We start from the raw sequence: 17,064 nt of genomic DNA, 5'->3' as shown, positions 1-17,064 counted from the left end.
CTAGCAAAATTCAAAAAGGTTATAACTTTGTGCAGAGCAAACCTGTGATCAAAAAACTTGCAAGATGTTAAGGATACTGCTAATGAAGTACTGACCTCACCAGAGACGATCGACAAGGGCGCGGAGATTATTTCTACGGCAGTACAAAAACAGGGTTTTAAGGTCGACAAGGAAACAGTGTCCAAATTATTAAGCAAAGCGAAAGCAGCTGAAAGTTAATAGATATTGATTAAGAAAATATATTAATAAACATATATAAAACATAGTAAATAAGTTTTAGCATTTAATGTCGATACTTGTCTGATATTTTCATGTGGGATATTTGAATGATTTATAAGGTATTATTTTATGCGGTATTAGTGCGCGAACGCGCACCTTATGTGCGTGATCACGCACAAAAAATGCGGAGACACGTTTAGAAACTTGTAATATAATCGAAAAAAAGGAGGCGATAAAATGGATAATTTTGTAGTTACATCTTAATCTTGTAGCTCCATATTGTCCTAAATCTGGAACAAAATTTGTTCTGTCTTTGTTTATTATCAGTAAAATCAAAAAAGGAGTTGATCGGATGTTTCTTAAAAAGTGCTCAATTATTGTTGCGCTAATTGTTTTTAGCGATGTCCTCGCACCAATTGCCAATGAAGCTCATGCAGAAGCTCCAACCCCAAACATAACAAATAACAATTTGACTTCTTCACAAACTGAAACACAAAGAATTATCGAATTGTCAAAACAAAATGTGACTGTTAAGGATAATAGATTTGTATTGAAGGATGAACAAGGTTTACTAAATCAAGTTAAATTTGGAATTGTCTCGAAAGAAGATTACAAGGGTTTATTAAAGGCATTAAACAAAATAAATACTGCAGCAAAAAAGATTCCGACGCTTGATTTAAATACCCTTAAAGAACAACGTTCAAATAACATTCAACCCCAGTTTTTTACTGATCACAAAAGTGGAAATCATGCAGAGTGGCACTCCACCCATGTTGAATTATGGATTGCCCAAGATGTAGTAGCAATGATTATGGACATTGGAGTAGCGGCTGGTGGTGTTTTGTTATGCTATTATTTTCCAGGGCTTGGTGTATCACTAGCGACAGCTATAGGCGGAATAATTATTGCGTATATTAATCACAAAGTAGCTAGACACGTATATATTGATGAAAAATACAGTGGTAGTTGTTTAGCATTTATATGGAATTACTGATATGAAAAAAAAATTGTATTTGGCGTTGATTTTATTGGTTACTGTTGCTCTGGTCACTATTGATAATCTATATGTTACCAACCGAGTCGTTCAAATTATAATTATCGGTTTAATTATCTTTAGTGCAGGGTCTATTGCGGGTAAATTAAATCATAAATAAGTTGTCCACTGATTGAAAAAGAGAATTTTGGACGGACGATTCTTTGAGAACTTTATAAGGTTATAAATACGAATAAGGATATAACCCCTTGGCGTTGACTCGAGGTTTATATCCTTATTTGTTTTAGCTATTGTAAAGCTCATTTTTGATTTTGCTACTCTGTTGATTAGAGGAGAAGTTGCGGGACTTCTGGAGAACGGCATCAGCTGATTGCGGGTCAAAGGAGACCAAGAAGATGCAAAGCGTCGAGGAGGCGCTTGCAGAAAAGCAACGGGCAAGTTTAACAAATCCTTTTTCACAAAAAATACTTTAATGATACAACGCGTCGTATCGACAACCTGAAGAATACTTGATAGAATAGCATGCACAGACATAAACATAAAGATAAGGATTATCCAAATGGAAGATGGAGAGTGTTGACGTTGACAAACGAAGTGAAGAACGAAGCTTTGACTGTAAAGGCTTACGTGAATAATGTGCTTACCGGTTTGGCAATCGGGATTGTTGCCGGCTTGATCCCATCGGCATTGCTCAGCGAAATCTGTAAGGCGCTGGCTCCTCACGCACCGGTATTTGGCATTATTCTGCAGATCGTAACCACGATCATGTTTACAGTGCCGTTATTAATTGGTACAGCTATTGCCTTTAAATTTAAATTTAATCCGATTCAAATGGTTTCTGTTGCTGCAGCCACATACATCGGTTCTGGAGCGTTGAATTTTACACCGTCTGCTGTGGTCGTGACCGGTATGGGTGACCTGATCAACACGCTGCTTACCGCCAGCATTGCGGTCGGTGTTGTTTTACTTATTGGCGATAAACTGAAGGCTTTTGCGCCGCTGGTTTTGCCAACAATTGTCTGCATTGTTTCCGGCGGCCTTGGCCTTTGGATGCTGCCGTTCGTCCGTAAAATTACGATGGCAGTCGGACAGTTGGTAGACAGCTATTTTGCACTGGCTCCGATTCTCATGGGTATTCTTGTAGCAGTCAGTTTTTCGATCATCATTCTGTCCCCAATTTCAACTGTTGCAATTGCAACAGCCATCAGCATGAGCGGAATTGCGTCAGGTGCAGGTAACCTGGGTGTCGTTGCAGCAGCAGTCGGCATGTTCATTGGCGGACTTCGTGTAAACCCAATTGGGCTGTCCCTCTCGGCATTGCTTGGTACACCGAAGATCATGATTGCGGCGATTGTCCGCAAACCGATCATCGTCGTTCCAGTGATTTTAAACGCTGCCGTTCTCGGCGTTTTAGCAGTTATCTTCAATATTCAAGGCACACCAATCAGCGCCGGATTCGGTTTCTCAGGCCTCGTTGGACCGATCAATGCCATTCGTTTTATGCATGGGGGAGCGACTGCGGCCAATCTATTGATTATCGTACTCGTATTTATAATCATTCCATTTGCTGGCGGCTGGTTCTTTGAATGGCTGTGCCGCACCAAGCTGCACCTCTTTACCAAGGATGATTACAGCACCAAGCCATAATCTTTCTTATAAAATAAATAGTTGATAAAAACATCAGTGTCCCATGGGCGCTGATGTTTTTTGCTTTTGACTATGTTAAAGCTATGCTAGATTTTGCTACTTTGGTCGAACAGAGCCAACTATTCCGTGAACTGAGCGGATTTTTACGTTTGATATGAACATTTTGTGAATTTATCACTTTTTTCAGAAAACAGCAATTAATAATTATTGAAATTAATGGCATATTCTGTATAATTATAGGTATAAATACAGAGTTCAATAGACTCTATATCCATTTTCTCTCCATTTTATCAACCGCTAAATAATCAAGTATCCCCCGGAGCGGTTATTTCCAAACTCATGTGAGTAAGCTGGCAAGGTTGTTTTTCGTGTTTTTTGTGGTAGTGCAATTTTCTTTAGCAGTAAGAAAAAATTTTATTCAGGAAAAGGAGCATATGAATGGAATTATTACAAAATTACATTATCCGTCCGGTGACCATGGCGCTGCTGCCCTATGAGTTTGCCGATGGAACCTTGGGAACGATGGTTATTGAAGAATCCGGAGAACTTTATGTAAAGCAAATGCCAAAGAAGATTATTGATGAATCATGTGGCTACTATGGTTCAACTTATCATGGAAGAAAAAAAGGTGCAATGGCGATGGGCTATAAAAGCATGCCGCCAATCTGTGTGTGCAGTGAATTGGGGATTTTCTTCTTGCCATCCATGACTGAAAAATCCGAGAACTGCGTTTGGCTGGCCCATTCACATATCCGCCAGTGGATGGAGAGCGGAAAGAAGTCCGATACTGTTTACGTGTATCTGACCCATAAACAAAAAATCGAGTTGCCGATGAGTTTACGCCCATTCAGCGGACGTGTCATGAAGGCGACGCAATACCGATATCAGCTGCGTGAGCGGATTTCTCCATACCAGATGCTTGATACAGATATACCGAGAAAGAAAAAAGAGCCCAGAAAAATCATCTTTAATGAAAGAGGCACTTTTTTCATTCAACCAGACGCGTTTGAGGACGCTGAAGCATAAATGCACATAGAATAGATCGAATACTTACTGCATACCCCGATTGTTGGATACCAATAAATCGGGGTATGTTTTTATTATGGAGTTGTTGACAATGTAAATCAGTGAAACAGGGTATACTAGTAACAAAATAAATCGAGCGGTGTCATGGTGGGCTATAGATTATTTTATATTTCATGACTTCGACACATTGGTTACGTTTGCAAAAAAATTGAGTAGATACTTTATCTGTTATACTAAAACTGTAATATAACAGAACAAATAAAGGAGCATTATTATATGACAAAGTCTTTCCTTTTTCTTTCTGATTTCGACGGTACATTAACGGATAAAGATTTTTTTCATGTCATTATTGATCATCATTTTGCCGATCAGCGTGATAAACTGTATGATGACTGGGATAAGAAGGTCATGACAGATCTTGACTACCTAACCCGTTTGTTCAAATCTATTGACCGGGATCAGGCGGGGATTGACGATGATATTGATGCAGTGCCCTTTGATCCTTATGCGAAAAAAGTGATTGATCTTGTCAAAGAACTTGGCGGTGATTTTGTTGTAATCAGCGCAGGTACAGATTATTATATCAAGCGCATCTTCGAGAAAAATGGTATTGAAGGCGTGAAAATCTACTCAAATCCCGGAGTTTATGAAAATCGAGGTATTCAACTGAAGGTCGATCCAAAAGGTCCATATTATTCGGAACTTTATGGAATAGATAAACAAAAGCTTGCGCGAGATCTGATGAAGGAGTATGATACAGTATTTTTCGCAGGTGACAGTCTGCCTGATCTAAAGGCTGCAATGCTGGCGGACACCATTTTTGCAAAGGGCAAACTTCAGGGCCTACTTGATCAGGAAAAGAAGAATTATGTCGCAATCAAAAGTTTCAAAGATATAGAGGACTATCTTGCCACTCATGAGGAGGAAATGGCTAATGGGAGCCGATAATCATCAGATTGTTGTTCCTTCGCTACTCGATGTGCGGAAGGGGAATTTGGCGGACATCGGGCACCTGCTCGGTCGTCACCAGTTTAAAAAAGTTGTGATCTTTTTCGGCATGGGTTTGACGGAAATGCTTGGTGATACAGTGTTTACGTCAATGAATGATTCAGGGATCGATGTTTTGAAAACAGTAGAGATCAACGATATTGATATCGATAGTGTTGTTGATCAAGCATTCCAGCTCCCCTTTCAGACCGAAGCTGTAATCGGAATTGGTGGCGGCAAAGCGCTTGACGCGGCAAAATACACGGCGCTTTTAAGAAAATGGCCGTTTATCAGTGTGCCGACTTCAACATCGAATGACGGATTTTCAAGTTCTAACACATCATTGACGATCCATGGACGCCGGATCTCAGTACATGCCAAAATGCCATACGGAATTCTAATCGACATTGATGTGGTCAAGAATGCACCGGAGTGTTTTATCTACTCAGGTGTCGGAGACCTGGTCTCGAAAATCACGGCAGCGGAAGATTGGATTTTTGAAGAAAAAAACGGGCGTACCCGGGTGGATGACTGTGCGCTGATGATCGCGAAAAAGGCTGTGAACAGCTTCGTTCGTACCGATTTTGGCACCATAAAGGATGATTTGTTTATTAAAGAACTCGTCGATTCGCTGACGATGGCGGGTATTTCGATGGAAATCGCCGGCAACAGTGCACCAACAAGCGGCAGTGAACACTTGATTTCGCACGCGCTTGACACCTATTCTGCAAAACCACAGCTCCATGGTATCCAGGTCGGCGTCGCCACCTATCTAATGAGCAAGGTGCAGGATCATCGTTACGAGCGCATTACGAAGGTATTAAAAGACACCGGCTTTTTCGAATTCGCCAAGACAGCCGGCATGACTAAGGCGGATTTTGACATGGCGATTGATCGCGCCCCGGAAATGAAACCGATGCGTTACACATTCTTGCACGTGGCCGAATATCGAGAACTTGCTCATCAGATCCTCCACAATGATCCGATTTTGCAGGATGTTTTGGTGTAGCTCATTAGAAGGCATAGGACAATAATCAAACTGGTATAAAAAAACAGAGACGGTAGCGTCTCTGTTTTTTTCGAAACATAAGTGAACGTGTAAAATCTTGGAAATGACCGATAAATTCCCAGAAATGATCGATAAAAAATAAATCACTAGAATTTATCACTTTCCCAATGACATCGATCTTTTTACCGTTGACGGCACTGCCGGTATAAAGGGTATAATGATTCAAGTAATGATTTATAGAATTCGATCAAGCGCGTCTATTTAATCTGAGCAGTTTTCTGAGGTTTGCCGCCTGCCCAGTGATGAGTGGTTGTGATTCGGATTCATAACATGGAATGCTTGCATACAGAAAGGGGACGCATATAGTGAGTGTCATCTTGTACAACGACACGTTCCTGACGAGGGAACAGGGCAAAGTGGATATGGAAGACAGAGGTTACCAATTTGGAGACGGCATTTATGAGGCGCTCCGCGTGTATAACGGAAAAATGTTCTTACTTGATCTACATATGAAACGTTTGGCTCGAAGCGCACGTGAGTTGCGGCTTACGCTTCCTTATGACACGGATCATCTGGCTGAAAATCTAGACAAGCTGATCAAGGAAAACAAGATGGAAAACGGCTATGTCTATTTTCAGATTACGCGAGGCGCGATTGAGCGTAAGCATCGTTTTCCCGAAAAACCAATCAGCTGCGTGCTGACCGGCAGTGTCGAGGAGACAACTCAAGATGAGGACCTGCATGCGGAAGGAATCAAGGCGAGTCTTGTTGATGATATTCGCTGGCTGCGATGCGATATCAAGACATTGAATTTGCTAGGCAATGTGCTCGCTAATCAGGACGCATTTGAAAAAGGAGCCGATGAAGCAATTCTGCATCGCGATGGTGTGGTGACAGAAGGGTCAACCTGTAATGTGTTCATTGTGAAAGATGGCACCTTAATCACGCATCCCGCCAATCATTTTATCCTTAACGGCATCACACGCATCTTTGTGCTTGAATTGGCAAACCGGCTTGGCATTCCGGTTGAGGAACGGACCTACACCACAGAAGAACTGCTAAATGCGGATGAAGCATTCATCACCAGTACCGGTGTACGCGTTACTCCGGTTGTTCAGATTGACGATCACCTTGTTCGTGATGGCAAGCCGGGACAAATCACAACACGCCTGCTTGACGCATTCAATCAAGACGTGGATCAGTTCATCGCGGAGACTCTAGTCTGACTATATTAACAGCGAAATATGGATCTGTGACATACTGGTGTACAAGAAAGAAATTAGTGAATTAAGTTTCCGGTAATCTAGTGATCTTTCATTAATAGTATCGTAAACTTGTAAAGTTGAATTTGAAACAGCTGTTCAGGCATGAATTGAATGGCTGTTTTTTTAGGCACAAGGACATCTTAGTTGAGCAAGGACGGACAACAATGGCAAAACGATCGTTTTATTTATTGGCGTTTATTATGTTTCTTTCGATGACAGGTTATGGTGTCGTTTTTCCAGCACTGCCTTATCTGGCGAGCAAGTTGGGACTTAATTCTTTTCAGATGGGCTCACTGATCACCGGGTGGGCTTTCTCGCAGTTTATCTTTGTCCCGTTTTGGGGAAGGTTGATCGACCGCTTAGGAAGGAAACCGGTTTTGGTATTCGGGCTAACCGGGTTCGGTGTGGCTTTCTTGTTAATGATTTTCGCCCAGAGTTACGCGCAGCTGCTTCTAATCAGGATTATTGGAGCGATGGTATCGACAGGAACGATGCCGGCGGTTTATGCGATGATCAGCGATGTGTATGACAAAAGGCAGCGGGGACCGGCGATCGCAAAAATGACGGCTGCTAATACATTCGGCTTTCTCTGCGGTCCGGTCGTGGGAAGCGCGCTTTCACCGTTTGGGATCAATATGCCTTTCATCGTGGCATCGATGTTAAGTTTTGTCACGATTCCTTTTGCCATAATTTTTTTGCGGGAGCCAAATCGACGAATAATTCGAAAAGAAAATCTTTCGTTTGGAAAGTCGCTGGGTATTCTAATTAAACCCGGTTGTACGGAACTGTTCCTTATGACTTTTGGACTTGCTGTAGCTGGTTCCGGGTTTTTCTCGATGCTAGGTTATTTTATGATTGAACGCTTCGGCGCACATGCGAGTCAAACTGGTCTCGCGTTTAGTACACAATCATTTTCTATGGTCATCCTGCAGCTTTTTGTTATGGGAACAATCTATCGGAAACTAAGCGAAATACGAATCGCAAAAATTGGAGCGCTGATTGACGCATCCGGTTATGCGTGTGTTGCTTTTTCAGTATCTGTCTGGATGATTTTTCTTGGTTGCGTGCTCATTGGTATTGGCCATGCCCTTGTCCAGCCGACAATGGTCTCGCTTCTGTCCAAGCAGGATTCGGTTGGACAGGGGATGGTGATGGGGCTGCAGCAATCCATGGATAGTCTTGGTCGAAGTGTCGGTCCGCTGCTTGCCGGCTGGCTGTTCTTTTTCCATGATTCAGCACCGTTCTTTGGGTCTGTCAGTATGATCCTAATTTTTTTGGTGTTATTCGTTGTCCGCCGGAAAGCCGTAATGGCTGATCAGGCAGTAGGCATTCAGCATGAATACACCGCAAAATAAAGCAGTAGCCTTGATTGACGTTCTGATTGTCATTCGGTTAAAATGTATAGGGCATAAAAATTGCAACGTGATGAATGGTTTACTATAGTAGGTTTATTTTTATAGAAAATGAGGGTTAGAACATGGCTACGTATGATGACAAGAGCTTTCCGGCAACAGATAAAATGAATGCTTCAGTGTTCACAAATGTTTTGCCGTTAAGCCAGACGGGTGTTCATCATAAAGCGTAGTTATGCTGTGTTTTCAGACTTTAAACGGAAAGGAGTCTGTTGCCTGGCATAATGCATGCCGGGCGCGGACTCTTTTTTTATTTGAGCAGTGAAGGTGAGGTTTTAACGATGAAATGGCGTGACTGGGATGTTAATTTAAAAGTTCGGCTGATTGGCGAGGGAGTGTTTAATATCCTTTTTTGGATGTTCTTTCCCTTTATGGCGATTTACTTTTCCGATCATTTCGGCCAAGAGATGTCCGGATATCTCTTGATTTTTTCACAAATTATCGGAACAGTGATTGGCCTTTTCGGCGGTTATTGCGCCGATCATTTTGGCCGCAAAAGGATGATGGTGTTCGCCGCAATTGGTCAGACGGTTTGTTTTGCCTTCTTTGCCTGGGCGAATTCACCATGGTTTGTCTCGCCATGGGTAACCTTTATCAGCTTCTCGCTATTGGGGTTGTTTGGCCAGCTATATTGGCCGGCGAGCAGTGCGATGATTGCCGATGTGGTTCCTGAGAAGCACCGTGCAGGCGTGTTCGCAGTTTTCTACACGTCGATTAATGTTACCGTGGTGATCGGCCCGCTTCTTGGTGCCATCTTTTTCTTCGACAACCGTTTTGCATTCTTGAGCGTTTGTACGGTTGTGAGTGCCGGCTTGATTTGGGCACTTCAGCACTGGATTCACGAAACGGTTCCTCAGACTGTTCAGCCATCGAACGATACGGATTCTAGAAAAGGTTGGACGCAGCATCTAAAGAATCAGCTCAGTGATTATCGAGTAATCTTCACGGATCATATTTTCTTGCTGTACATATTAGCCGGTGTGCTTGTCGCTCAGACGTTTATGCAGCTCGACCTTTTGATTGCTGTTTATACAACGAATAAAGTGCCGCTTCAATCCCTTCTTTCATTCGGAGACTGGAAGTTCATGGTGAGCGGCAAAGATCTGTTCAGCATGATGGTTTCGATGAATGGATTATGTGTTTCATTGCTCACTGTTCTCGTGACGAAATGGATGACTAAGTTTCGTGAAGGCAACGTGTTTATGAGCTCTGCATTCTGCTATGGCATTGCAATGATCCTGATGGGATCTACACTTAATGTCTGGCTGCTTCTCTGTGGAGTGGTGCTGTTCTCGTGGGCGGAATTAATGACCGTTGGTGTACAGGACAGTTTTATCGCCAAACTTGCTCCGGAAAACCTGCGCGGTCAATATTTTGCAGCAGCAGGTCTGCGGTTTTCACTTGGCCGAACGATCGCTCCGATTGCCATACCGATGACGGTGTGGTTCGGTTATACATGGACATTCGTTGTACTAGGAACAGTCGCCTTTTTGGGCATGATCATTTATGGACTGATGTTTTCGATATTCTATAGACGACAAGCACCGGTGTCCGGCCAAACGGAAAGCTTGTAATTAGATCAAGTGATTTGAAGAATCGAATAACAAAAAGGATGAGGCACAGTGTCCTCATCCTTTTTGTTCCAAGTAAAGAAAGTATACGATTTTTGGCAAAACCAAGTTGATGATCAAACGCGCAGATGCGAGATTCCTGCGGGAATCGCGAGCCAAGTGAGACCCCGCAGATTGCCGCCTGTCTGAGGAGGCTCACGGATCGCCCGCGGCCGCACCTGTTGATGCGAGCAATTGGAGCGTAGTCAAGGTTAGTGCCCAGCCACCGCGTCTTGCGGGAGTACGAGCCGGGCGCTTTTTGCCCGGTTTTTCTTAAATAGGAGATAAGTTATCTTTTATTCCGGTAAAGGTACATCGTAATCGGCGCAAAAATGATAATGAGAATAGCAGAAGAAAGCAGGACTAAACCCATTTCACCGACTGATGCGCGTCCACGCATCAGCCCGCGAACAGCGGTTGTCAGTATTGATACCGGATTGGCATTGACGAATGCGCGCAGCCAGGAAGGCATGGTTGCCGGATCGACAAAGATGTTGCTCGCGAATGTGAATGGAAAAAGAAGCGTCATGCTGATGCCCATTACGGATTTCGGCGTTTGCAGAAGCAGACCGATTACAGTGAAAATCCAAGAGAGACTGAAAGCGAAAATAAGGATCAGCACGATACCGAGCACAATACCAATGATCCCGCCTGATGGACGGAATCCGAGAACTAGCCCAAGAATAATGACAATGATTGAGGCAATGGTGTAACGGAAAGCATCCGCGATCAGTGCGCCCACGAGCGGTGACGGGCTCCAGATTGGAAGCGAGCGGAATCGATCGAATGTTCCTTGTGAAATGTCGGTATTCAAGGCGACTCCGGTATAAACGGTTGTGAAGACAACCGTTTGAACAAGGATACCTGGGAGCAGGAACTGCAAGTACTCATTGGTTGATCCGGCGAGCGCACCGCCGAACAGATAGGTAAACATCAACGTAAACATCACGGGGAAAAAGGTGACATCGAGCAATTGTTCAGGCACATATTTGATTTTTAAAAGTGCCCGCCAAGCAAAAGTTAGCGAGGTAATCAACCCGTTTGGCCGTGCAGGTCTCGATTGCTCCACAAGCGCGCTTTTCATTTTATCTTGTTTTGTTTGCGCATTTTCTGTGCTCATTCCCTGACACCTTCTTTCTTGTCCGTGTTATCAGCCGGTTTGCCGGTCAGCGTCAGAAACACTTCGTCAAGGCTTGGCTGTCCAAGTGAAAATTCACTGACCTTGATGTGTTTCGCGTCGAGAGCATTAAGCGCCTGAGCTGCCCGGTTCGTTTCAGAGAGCTGTGCGGATAAAGCGGCAGGATCTGAGGAAAGATGCACCGGAGTGTCAAGAACTTCAATCAAAAGCTTTTGCGCCTCGGCACGCATTGCAGGATCAAGAAGCCGGACATGAAGCACACCAGAGCCAACGGAAGCTTTCAGTTCACCGCTTGTCCCTTCGGCTATAATCTTTCCATGGTCAATGACGGCGATTCGGTCGGCGAGCTGATCGGCTTCATCGAGGTATTGTGTCGTCAGAAGGACGGTGGTTCCGGTGCCGACTAATGCCCGGACAATATCCCAAATCTGATTCCGGCTGCGCGGATCAAGCCCTGTTGTCGGTTCATCGAGAAACAACAAATCCGGCCGGACCACCATGCTGGCAGCGATATCGATCCGTCGGCGCATGCCGCCCGAATATTTCTTAACTTGGCGTTTTGCCGCATCCAGAAGTCCGAAAGCATCTAGAAGTTCGGATGCTCTTTTTTTGGATGTACGCCAGGAATACCCCATGAGCCGAGCAATCAAGATGAGATTTTCTATTCCGGACAGATCTTCATCGATCGATGCGAATTGGCCGGTCAGGCTGACCCGATTGCGAACTGCATCGGGTTCTTTAAGTAAATCATGGCCCATGACCCGTGCTTGTCCTTCATCCGGCCTCAGTAACGTTGCCAGCATCTTTATTGTCGTTGTCTTCCCGGCACCGTTCGGACCGAGAAAACCGTAGACCGTTCCTTGAGGAATTGCTAAATCAACGCCGTCTACAGCATGTTGCTTGCCGAATACCTTAACCAAGCCGGAAGCCTCAACAGCAAGCGGCTGGTTTTGACTATACGTGTCGTTATTCATGTTTATCCTCCGTATGTTCTTTTTTCTATTAAATATCCTTTTAATTAGACACTAGGTGCTGTCGAACTGTACATATGTGTCAATTATATGAAATATTTACGTTAAACGCGAATCATACACGACACCACTTTGCTGCTGGCATGATTGCTGTCATTCAGGCATAATAAAAGGGAAATAAGCATTATTTATGTAATCGGTGTATTGTCATCCGGTTGACAATACACCGATTAAAAAGGCAAAAAAATGAAGAAAACGTTGATTATTTTCAGAACGGAGTGTAAATATGGCTCTTGAAAACCAGCAGACCAACACGAAGGTAGATAACGAAACTCAAACAGCAAAAAGATGGAGACTCGGGTACCATATCATGGCACCATCTGGGTGGATTAATGACCCAAACGGGCTCATTCAGTACAAAGGAAATTACCATGTATTTTTTCAGCATTATCCATATGGTGTTGAATGGGGCCCGATGCATTGGGGGCATGTGGCGAGCCATGACTTAGTCCACTGGAAGTACTATCCGATCGCACTCGTTCCAGGCGATACATATGACCGTGACGGTTGCTTTTCAGGAAGCGCTGTAGAAGATGAAGGTGAATTGTGCTTGATTTATACAGGACATCGTTATCTGGATAAAGAAAAATCGCTGGCTGATCAAGTCCAATGCCTGGCGGTCAGCAGGGACGGCATTCAATTCACAAAGGATTCGAATAATCCGGTCATTGCTTCTTATCCGGAAGAAGGATCTGGCGATTTTCGTGATCCGAAGGTTTGGCGCCATAACGATTTCTGGTATCTGATTGCCGGAACAACAAAAAACCATATTGGCAAAGTCGTTCTTTATCGTTCGAGTGATCTGAGAACTTGGACATATCTCGGAGGGATTGCGCAAAGTGAAGGTAATCAGGGGTACATGTGGGAATGCCCGGACTTTTTTGAACTCAAATCCCCGCAAGGAATTGAGCCAGAAGACGATTGTTACCAAAATTTGCACCAGACAGGTTACTTTGTCGGTCATTTCGATGATGAATGCTTTGATTTCTCTCATGGCTCATTCAATGAACTGGATAAAGGCCATGACTTTTATGCAGTTCAGACATTTCAGGATGATCAAGGACGTCGTATCGCTTTTGCCTGGATGGACATGTGGGAGTCTTTAATGCCGGAACAGGAAGAAGGATGGGCAGGTGCGCTGACACTTCCGCGTGAACTAACACTTGCCGCCGATGGCAAAATTCGGATGACACCGGTAGAAGAATTGAAAAAATTACGGAAGAACAAACTTCTAAGCGTTGAAAATGAATACATCTCAGGAGAAAAAACTTATCATGAATTAACGGACGAACTGCTTGAAATCGAGGTTGAATTTGACACAACCTTAGTTGAAGCCTTTGACTTTGGCATCAATCTTCGTGTCGGTGAGACTGAAGAGACTGTGATCCGCTACGATCTTAAAGAAGAAAAACTGATATTGGATCGAACCAAAAGTGGCACGGGAGTTGGCGGTGTGCGTCAGACCGCACTTCCAAAAAGTGAACGGCTCAGGCTGCATATCTATCTTGATCGGTCATCGGTAGAAGTCTTTGCTAATGATGGCGAAACAGTAATGACCAGCCGTATATATCCTACTGAGAAGAACGAAGGTGTTCGCTTATTCTCAAATGAAGGGGATGTCCGGATGACCAGATTAAATGTCTGGAGATTGGAAAACATCGGGCTAAATTTCGAAAACAAATAAAATAGATTCTCTGTACGTGAAGAACACAAAACTTTAACTGAGTAAGTACGTCAAAAAAGGTGGCTCGAGATTCATTAAAGAATTTCGAGCCACCTTTTTACTGCATGGTTATCGTTTCATCTGTTATCGTTTCCAACAAATTCAGGTTCATCATACGAAAAAAAGTTCTTTATATGGTCATTGCGGTCATCAGAAAAAAGCTCATCGGCAACAGCTTGTGCAATTCTCGGCAAGCTGTATTTCATTCCGGATAGCGCAGAAGCGGAAAGACCGCAACTGATCATTGCCGAATAGTTAAAAGCAAAAAGACCATGAAGCAGTTTTTTGCCCTCTTCATCGCGGCTTAATAACGAGAAGCCGGGACTGAGGTAGGGATGTGCATCTAAGACAGGATTTTTAATTTCTTCAGGGGCATTGTACCGATCACTCCAGCGGGCGATGTGGCTTTCGACAAGTTTCAATTCCGGACGAAGGGCGGGATCAGTGCGAAGACCGGTGCTGATAATCAGAAAATCAAAAGTGAAAGTACCCTGAGGGGTCTTCACTGATGCTGAGTCGCCAGAATCCACCACGTCGAGCCAAGGCGAACCAAGATGCAGCCGGAATCCTGGCCATGAAGATGCGCGTGCGAACATGTCATTAGTCGGCGGCTGATTTAGCTTGAAAAAATGAGCCATGATCGCATATTTTTCCGCATCGGCAAGCATATGAAAATGCTCAATCAGGCCGGACGGCTCCAGTTGGCGGATCGGATTGACACGCGGCAGTTCTTTGCGCCTTACGAAGACATGAACCTCAGCAGCACCCTTTGTCAGAGCGAAATTAGCATTATCGAAAGCGGAAGCGCCTCCGCCTAAAATAGCAATCTTCTTTCCTTTTAATCGATCAAAATCAATGAGTTCAGAAGTGTGCGCATAGCGTTTCTTCGGCAGCTTTTCCGTAATCATCGGCGGAATATACCATTTTCCTCCACCCTGAATGCCAGTCGACAAGATTACTTTGCGGGCAAGCAGTGTTCCGGATCGTGTACCATCCCCACTGACGCGCAGACGGTAAATACCATCTTTCGACGGTTCGATTTCATTTAATTTTACTTGATTTCTTAATGGGAGACCGAGAACTTTTCGGTACCAGCGTAAATAGTTCATCCAGTCGCCGCGCGGGATTTTGTCGATAGCTTCCCAGCTTTGCTCTCCAAACTGCGCTTCCCACCAGGAGCGGAAAGTCAGAGATGGGATTCCAAAATCGAGAGGGGTCAGCTGTTTCGGTGTTCTTAATGTTATCATGCGGGCGTAAGTCACCCACGGTCCCTCTAAGCCTTCCTCATTTTCATCAATGACCAGAATATTGGAAATGCGTTCACGCAGGAGGCCGAACGCAATACCCAGGCCGCATTGGCCACCGCCGACAATCACCGCGTCATAGACATGGCCGTCAGGATGGCTGACCGGACGAACCCAATCCGGACTATCCATAACAAGATAAGAAAGATCTTGTTTCACTCGTTCGTTCAACGCTTCCAGACTCACGGCCGCACAACTCCTTTGATGTGAAGTTTTGTTACATCATTTATATTTATAGTATAATTTTCGTACATATAGATCAATTGCGATATATCTAAATTTTCTTGTTTTTATTATTCAAATTCACTAGAAGAACGATGGGATGATCATTTTGGATGGATGAAATAAACAATTTAACCAAATAACGAGGTAGCTTTTTGTACTATTTGTTCATGACCTAGGCTGCTGGCGTGAGTTAATTTAGTATTAGATGATTTTGCAGTATAATGATGAAGAGCTTTTTTCAAAAAATTATGATAAAAAGAGGTGGTCGTAAAAATGGAGCAAGATCGATTTGGCGCTTTCATCGAGGATGAAATGAACATTGAACCCGCAAGCAAAGGATTGCTTGATCATATGAATTTTGCTGTCAAAGATGCTTTCGCTGTAAAAGGGCATGTCAATAGTGCCGGAAATCCGGACTGGCAAAGAACGCATTCTGCCGCACAGAAACATGCCTGGGCAGTCGACCAGCTGCTGAAAAATGGGGCGTTGCTCCGTGGTATGACCGTAACCGACGAACTGATGTATAGCCTGAAAGGAGACAATATTCATTTCCCGCCGACCATCAATCCACACCTGCCTGAATCTTTCTCCGGCGGTTCGTCAAGTGGCTCTGCAGTAGCTGCTGCAGCTGGGCTAGCCGATTTTGCGATCGGTACCGATACCGGTGGATCAGTCCGGATCCCATCTTCCTATTGCGGCCTTTTTGGTATCCGCCCCACCCATGGTGTGATCACTCTTGATGGTGTTATTCCCCTGGCGCCGAGCTTTGACACGGTCGGCTGGATGGCGCAGAAACCCGATGTACTGGCTGCGGTCGGCGAATGTCTGCTGCCTGTTCAAGAAGAATCATCTTACCGGAATTTTTATATGCTGGAAGAGGCATGGGAACTGATCTCTTCTGAAACAGTCAAAGCAACTTTAAATCATTCTGTATCCAAGTTATTTTCCGGTCGAACGGTTCAGCAATGCCATTTGCCGTTCTCCTCACTTTCGGAGCTTGTGGAGACCTTTCGCATCATTCAAGGCGTCGAAGCCTGGCAAGCACATGGTCGGTGGATTGAAGAAAATCATCCGCAATTCGGCAAGGATATTGCCGGAAGATTTGATGCGGCATCAAAAATGAAGCGGGATGAAGTCTTTGAACGCGCCGTGCAGATCAAAAAACAGTTTCGACAGGACATGAGAAATCTGCTTGGATCAGACAGTCTGCTGATTCTTCCGACCACTTACGGACCGGCTCCGGAACGTAACGCATCGTTTGAAGAGAGTGAAAAAGTCCGTGCGCAGACTATGAAGCTGACCTGTATTGCAGGTGTTTCAGGATTGCCGCAGGTTACCATTCCTGTCATGGATCACGGTCGACCGATTGGTCTTTCTTTGATTTCCGGTGAAAGCACAGACAAGCAACTGTTAGCGTTTGTTGAAGAACTTTTCAAAAATAATGCTCACTGACACAATCGACAATGGGAGGAAT

The 17,064-nt window shown here is 44.2% G+C and carries 14 protein-coding genes; 11 read left to right on the top strand and 3 right to left on the bottom strand.

What is annotated here, in order from left to right:
- The first annotated feature begins 57 nt into the window (after positions 1–57).
- From P343_RS37220 to P343_RS31385, 9 genes are all read left to right on the top strand, one after another.
- Complete coding sequence (locus tag P343_RS37220; protein WP_023510847.1) at positions 58–219, top strand: hypothetical protein; 162 nt, start codon at positions 58–60, stop codon at positions 217–219.
- A 352-nt stretch (positions 220–571) separates the two neighbouring features.
- Positions 572–1,213, top strand: a complete 642-nt coding sequence (locus P343_RS31420) for a hypothetical protein (protein WP_023510846.1) — start codon at positions 572–574, stop codon at positions 1,211–1,213.
- A 582-nt stretch (positions 1,214–1,795) separates the two neighbouring features.
- Positions 1,796–2,860: a PTS sugar transporter subunit IIC gene (locus tag P343_RS31415; protein WP_023510845.1), complete on the top strand. Its 1,065-nt coding sequence runs from the start codon at positions 1,796–1,798 to the stop codon at positions 2,858–2,860.
- 438 nt (positions 2,861–3,298) lie between these two features.
- A complete protein-coding gene (locus P343_RS31410) occupies positions 3,299–3,886 on the top strand; it encodes a competence protein ComK (protein ID WP_023510844.1) in 588 nt (195 codons plus the stop codon).
- A gap of 276 nt (positions 3,887–4,162) precedes the next feature.
- Positions 4,163–4,834: an MtnX-like HAD-IB family phosphatase gene (locus P343_RS31405; RefSeq protein ID WP_023510843.1), complete on the top strand. Its 672-nt coding sequence runs from the start codon at positions 4,163–4,165 to the stop codon at positions 4,832–4,834.
- Positions 4,821–5,882: an iron-containing alcohol dehydrogenase family protein gene (locus tag P343_RS31400; protein WP_023510842.1), complete on the top strand. Its 1,062-nt coding sequence runs from the start codon at positions 4,821–4,823 to the stop codon at positions 5,880–5,882. Before P343_RS31405 ends, P343_RS31400 begins: the two co-directional genes overlap by 14 nt.
- Positions 5,883–6,247: 365 nt before the next feature.
- Positions 6,248–7,108: a D-amino-acid transaminase gene (dat, locus tag P343_RS31395; RefSeq protein WP_023510841.1), complete on the top strand. Its 861-nt coding sequence runs from the start codon at positions 6,248–6,250 to the stop codon at positions 7,106–7,108.
- Positions 7,109–7,224: 116 nt separating this feature from the next.
- Positions 7,225–8,502: an MFS transporter gene (locus P343_RS31390; RefSeq protein ID WP_317134711.1), complete on the top strand. Its 1,278-nt coding sequence runs from the start codon at positions 7,225–7,227 to the stop codon at positions 8,500–8,502.
- A gap of 338 nt (positions 8,503–8,840) precedes the next feature.
- Complete coding sequence (locus tag P343_RS31385; RefSeq protein WP_031264086.1) at positions 8,841–10,133, top strand: MDR family MFS transporter; 1,293 nt, start codon at positions 8,841–8,843, stop codon at positions 10,131–10,133.
- Between the two features lie 325 nt (positions 10,134–10,458).
- Here the strand turns inward: P343_RS31385 and P343_RS31380 are convergent, their stop codons facing one another.
- Both P343_RS31380 and P343_RS31375 read right to left on the bottom strand, forming a co-directional pair.
- Positions 10,459–11,289, bottom strand: a complete 831-nt coding sequence (locus P343_RS31380) for an ABC transporter permease (RefSeq protein ID WP_023510837.1) — start codon at positions 11,287–11,289, stop codon at positions 10,459–10,461.
- Complete coding sequence (locus P343_RS31375; protein ID WP_023510836.1) at positions 11,286–12,281, bottom strand: ATP-binding cassette domain-containing protein; 996 nt, start codon at positions 12,279–12,281, stop codon at positions 11,286–11,288. Before P343_RS31375 ends, P343_RS31380 begins: the two co-directional genes overlap by 4 nt.
- Positions 12,282–12,564: 283 nt before the next feature.
- Between P343_RS31375 and P343_RS31370 the strand changes: the two genes are divergently transcribed.
- On the top strand, positions 12,565–14,022 hold the full coding sequence (locus tag P343_RS31370) for a glycoside hydrolase family 32 protein (RefSeq protein WP_023510835.1): 1,458 nt from the start codon (positions 12,565–12,567) through the stop codon (positions 14,020–14,022).
- A 116-nt stretch (positions 14,023–14,138) separates the two neighbouring features.
- Here the strand turns inward: P343_RS31370 and P343_RS31365 are convergent, their stop codons facing one another.
- Positions 14,139–15,551 carry an NAD(P)-binding domain-containing protein gene (locus P343_RS31365; protein WP_023510834.1) on the bottom strand — a complete coding sequence of 471 codons (1,413 nt, stop codon included), beginning with the start codon at positions 15,549–15,551 and terminating at the stop codon, positions 14,139–14,141.
- A 312-nt stretch (positions 15,552–15,863) separates the two neighbouring features.
- Between P343_RS31365 and P343_RS31360 the strand changes: the two genes are divergently transcribed.
- Positions 15,864–17,042, top strand: coding sequence for an amidase (locus P343_RS31360; protein WP_023510833.1), 1,179 nt, complete (start codon positions 15,864–15,866; stop codon positions 17,040–17,042).
- The last annotated feature ends 22 nt before the right edge of the window (positions 17,043–17,064 follow it).

This window comes from Sporolactobacillus laevolacticus DSM 442, from assembly GCF_000497245.1.
GTDB classification, from domain to species: domain Bacteria; phylum Bacillota; class Bacilli; order Bacillales; family Sporolactobacillaceae; genus Sporolactobacillus; species Sporolactobacillus laevolacticus.
This window is presented reverse-complemented; position numbering and strand designations above follow the sequence as displayed.

Excerpts from the sequence above, each read along its gene's own strand:
- P343_RS31420 (WP_023510846.1), top strand. The coding sequence starts at position 572 with ATGTTTCTTAAAAAGTGCTCAATTATTGTTGCGCTAATTGTTTTTAGC.
- P343_RS31410 (WP_023510844.1), top strand. The coding sequence starts at position 3,299 with ATGGAATTATTACAAAATTACATTATCCGTCCGGTGACCATGGCGCTG.
- P343_RS31405 (WP_023510843.1), top strand. The coding sequence starts at position 4,163 with ATGACAAAGTCTTTCCTTTTTCTTTCTGATTTCGACGGTACATTAACG.
- P343_RS31400 (WP_023510842.1), top strand. The coding sequence starts at position 4,821 with ATGGGAGCCGATAATCATCAGATTGTTGTTCCTTCGCTACTCGATGTG.
- P343_RS31385 (WP_031264086.1), top strand. The coding sequence starts at position 8,841 with ATGAAATGGCGTGACTGGGATGTTAATTTAAAAGTTCGGCTGATTGGC.
- P343_RS31380 (WP_023510837.1), bottom strand. The coding sequence starts at position 11,289 with ATGAGCACAGAAAATGCGCAAACAAAACAAGATAAAATGAAAAGCGCG.
- P343_RS31375 (WP_023510836.1), bottom strand. The coding sequence starts at position 12,281 with ATGAATAACGACACGTATAGTCAAAACCAGCCGCTTGCTGTTGAGGCT.
- P343_RS31370 (WP_023510835.1), top strand. The coding sequence starts at position 12,565 with ATGGCTCTTGAAAACCAGCAGACCAACACGAAGGTAGATAACGAAACT.
- P343_RS31360 (WP_023510833.1), top strand. The coding sequence starts at position 15,864 with ATGGAGCAAGATCGATTTGGCGCTTTCATCGAGGATGAAATGAACATT.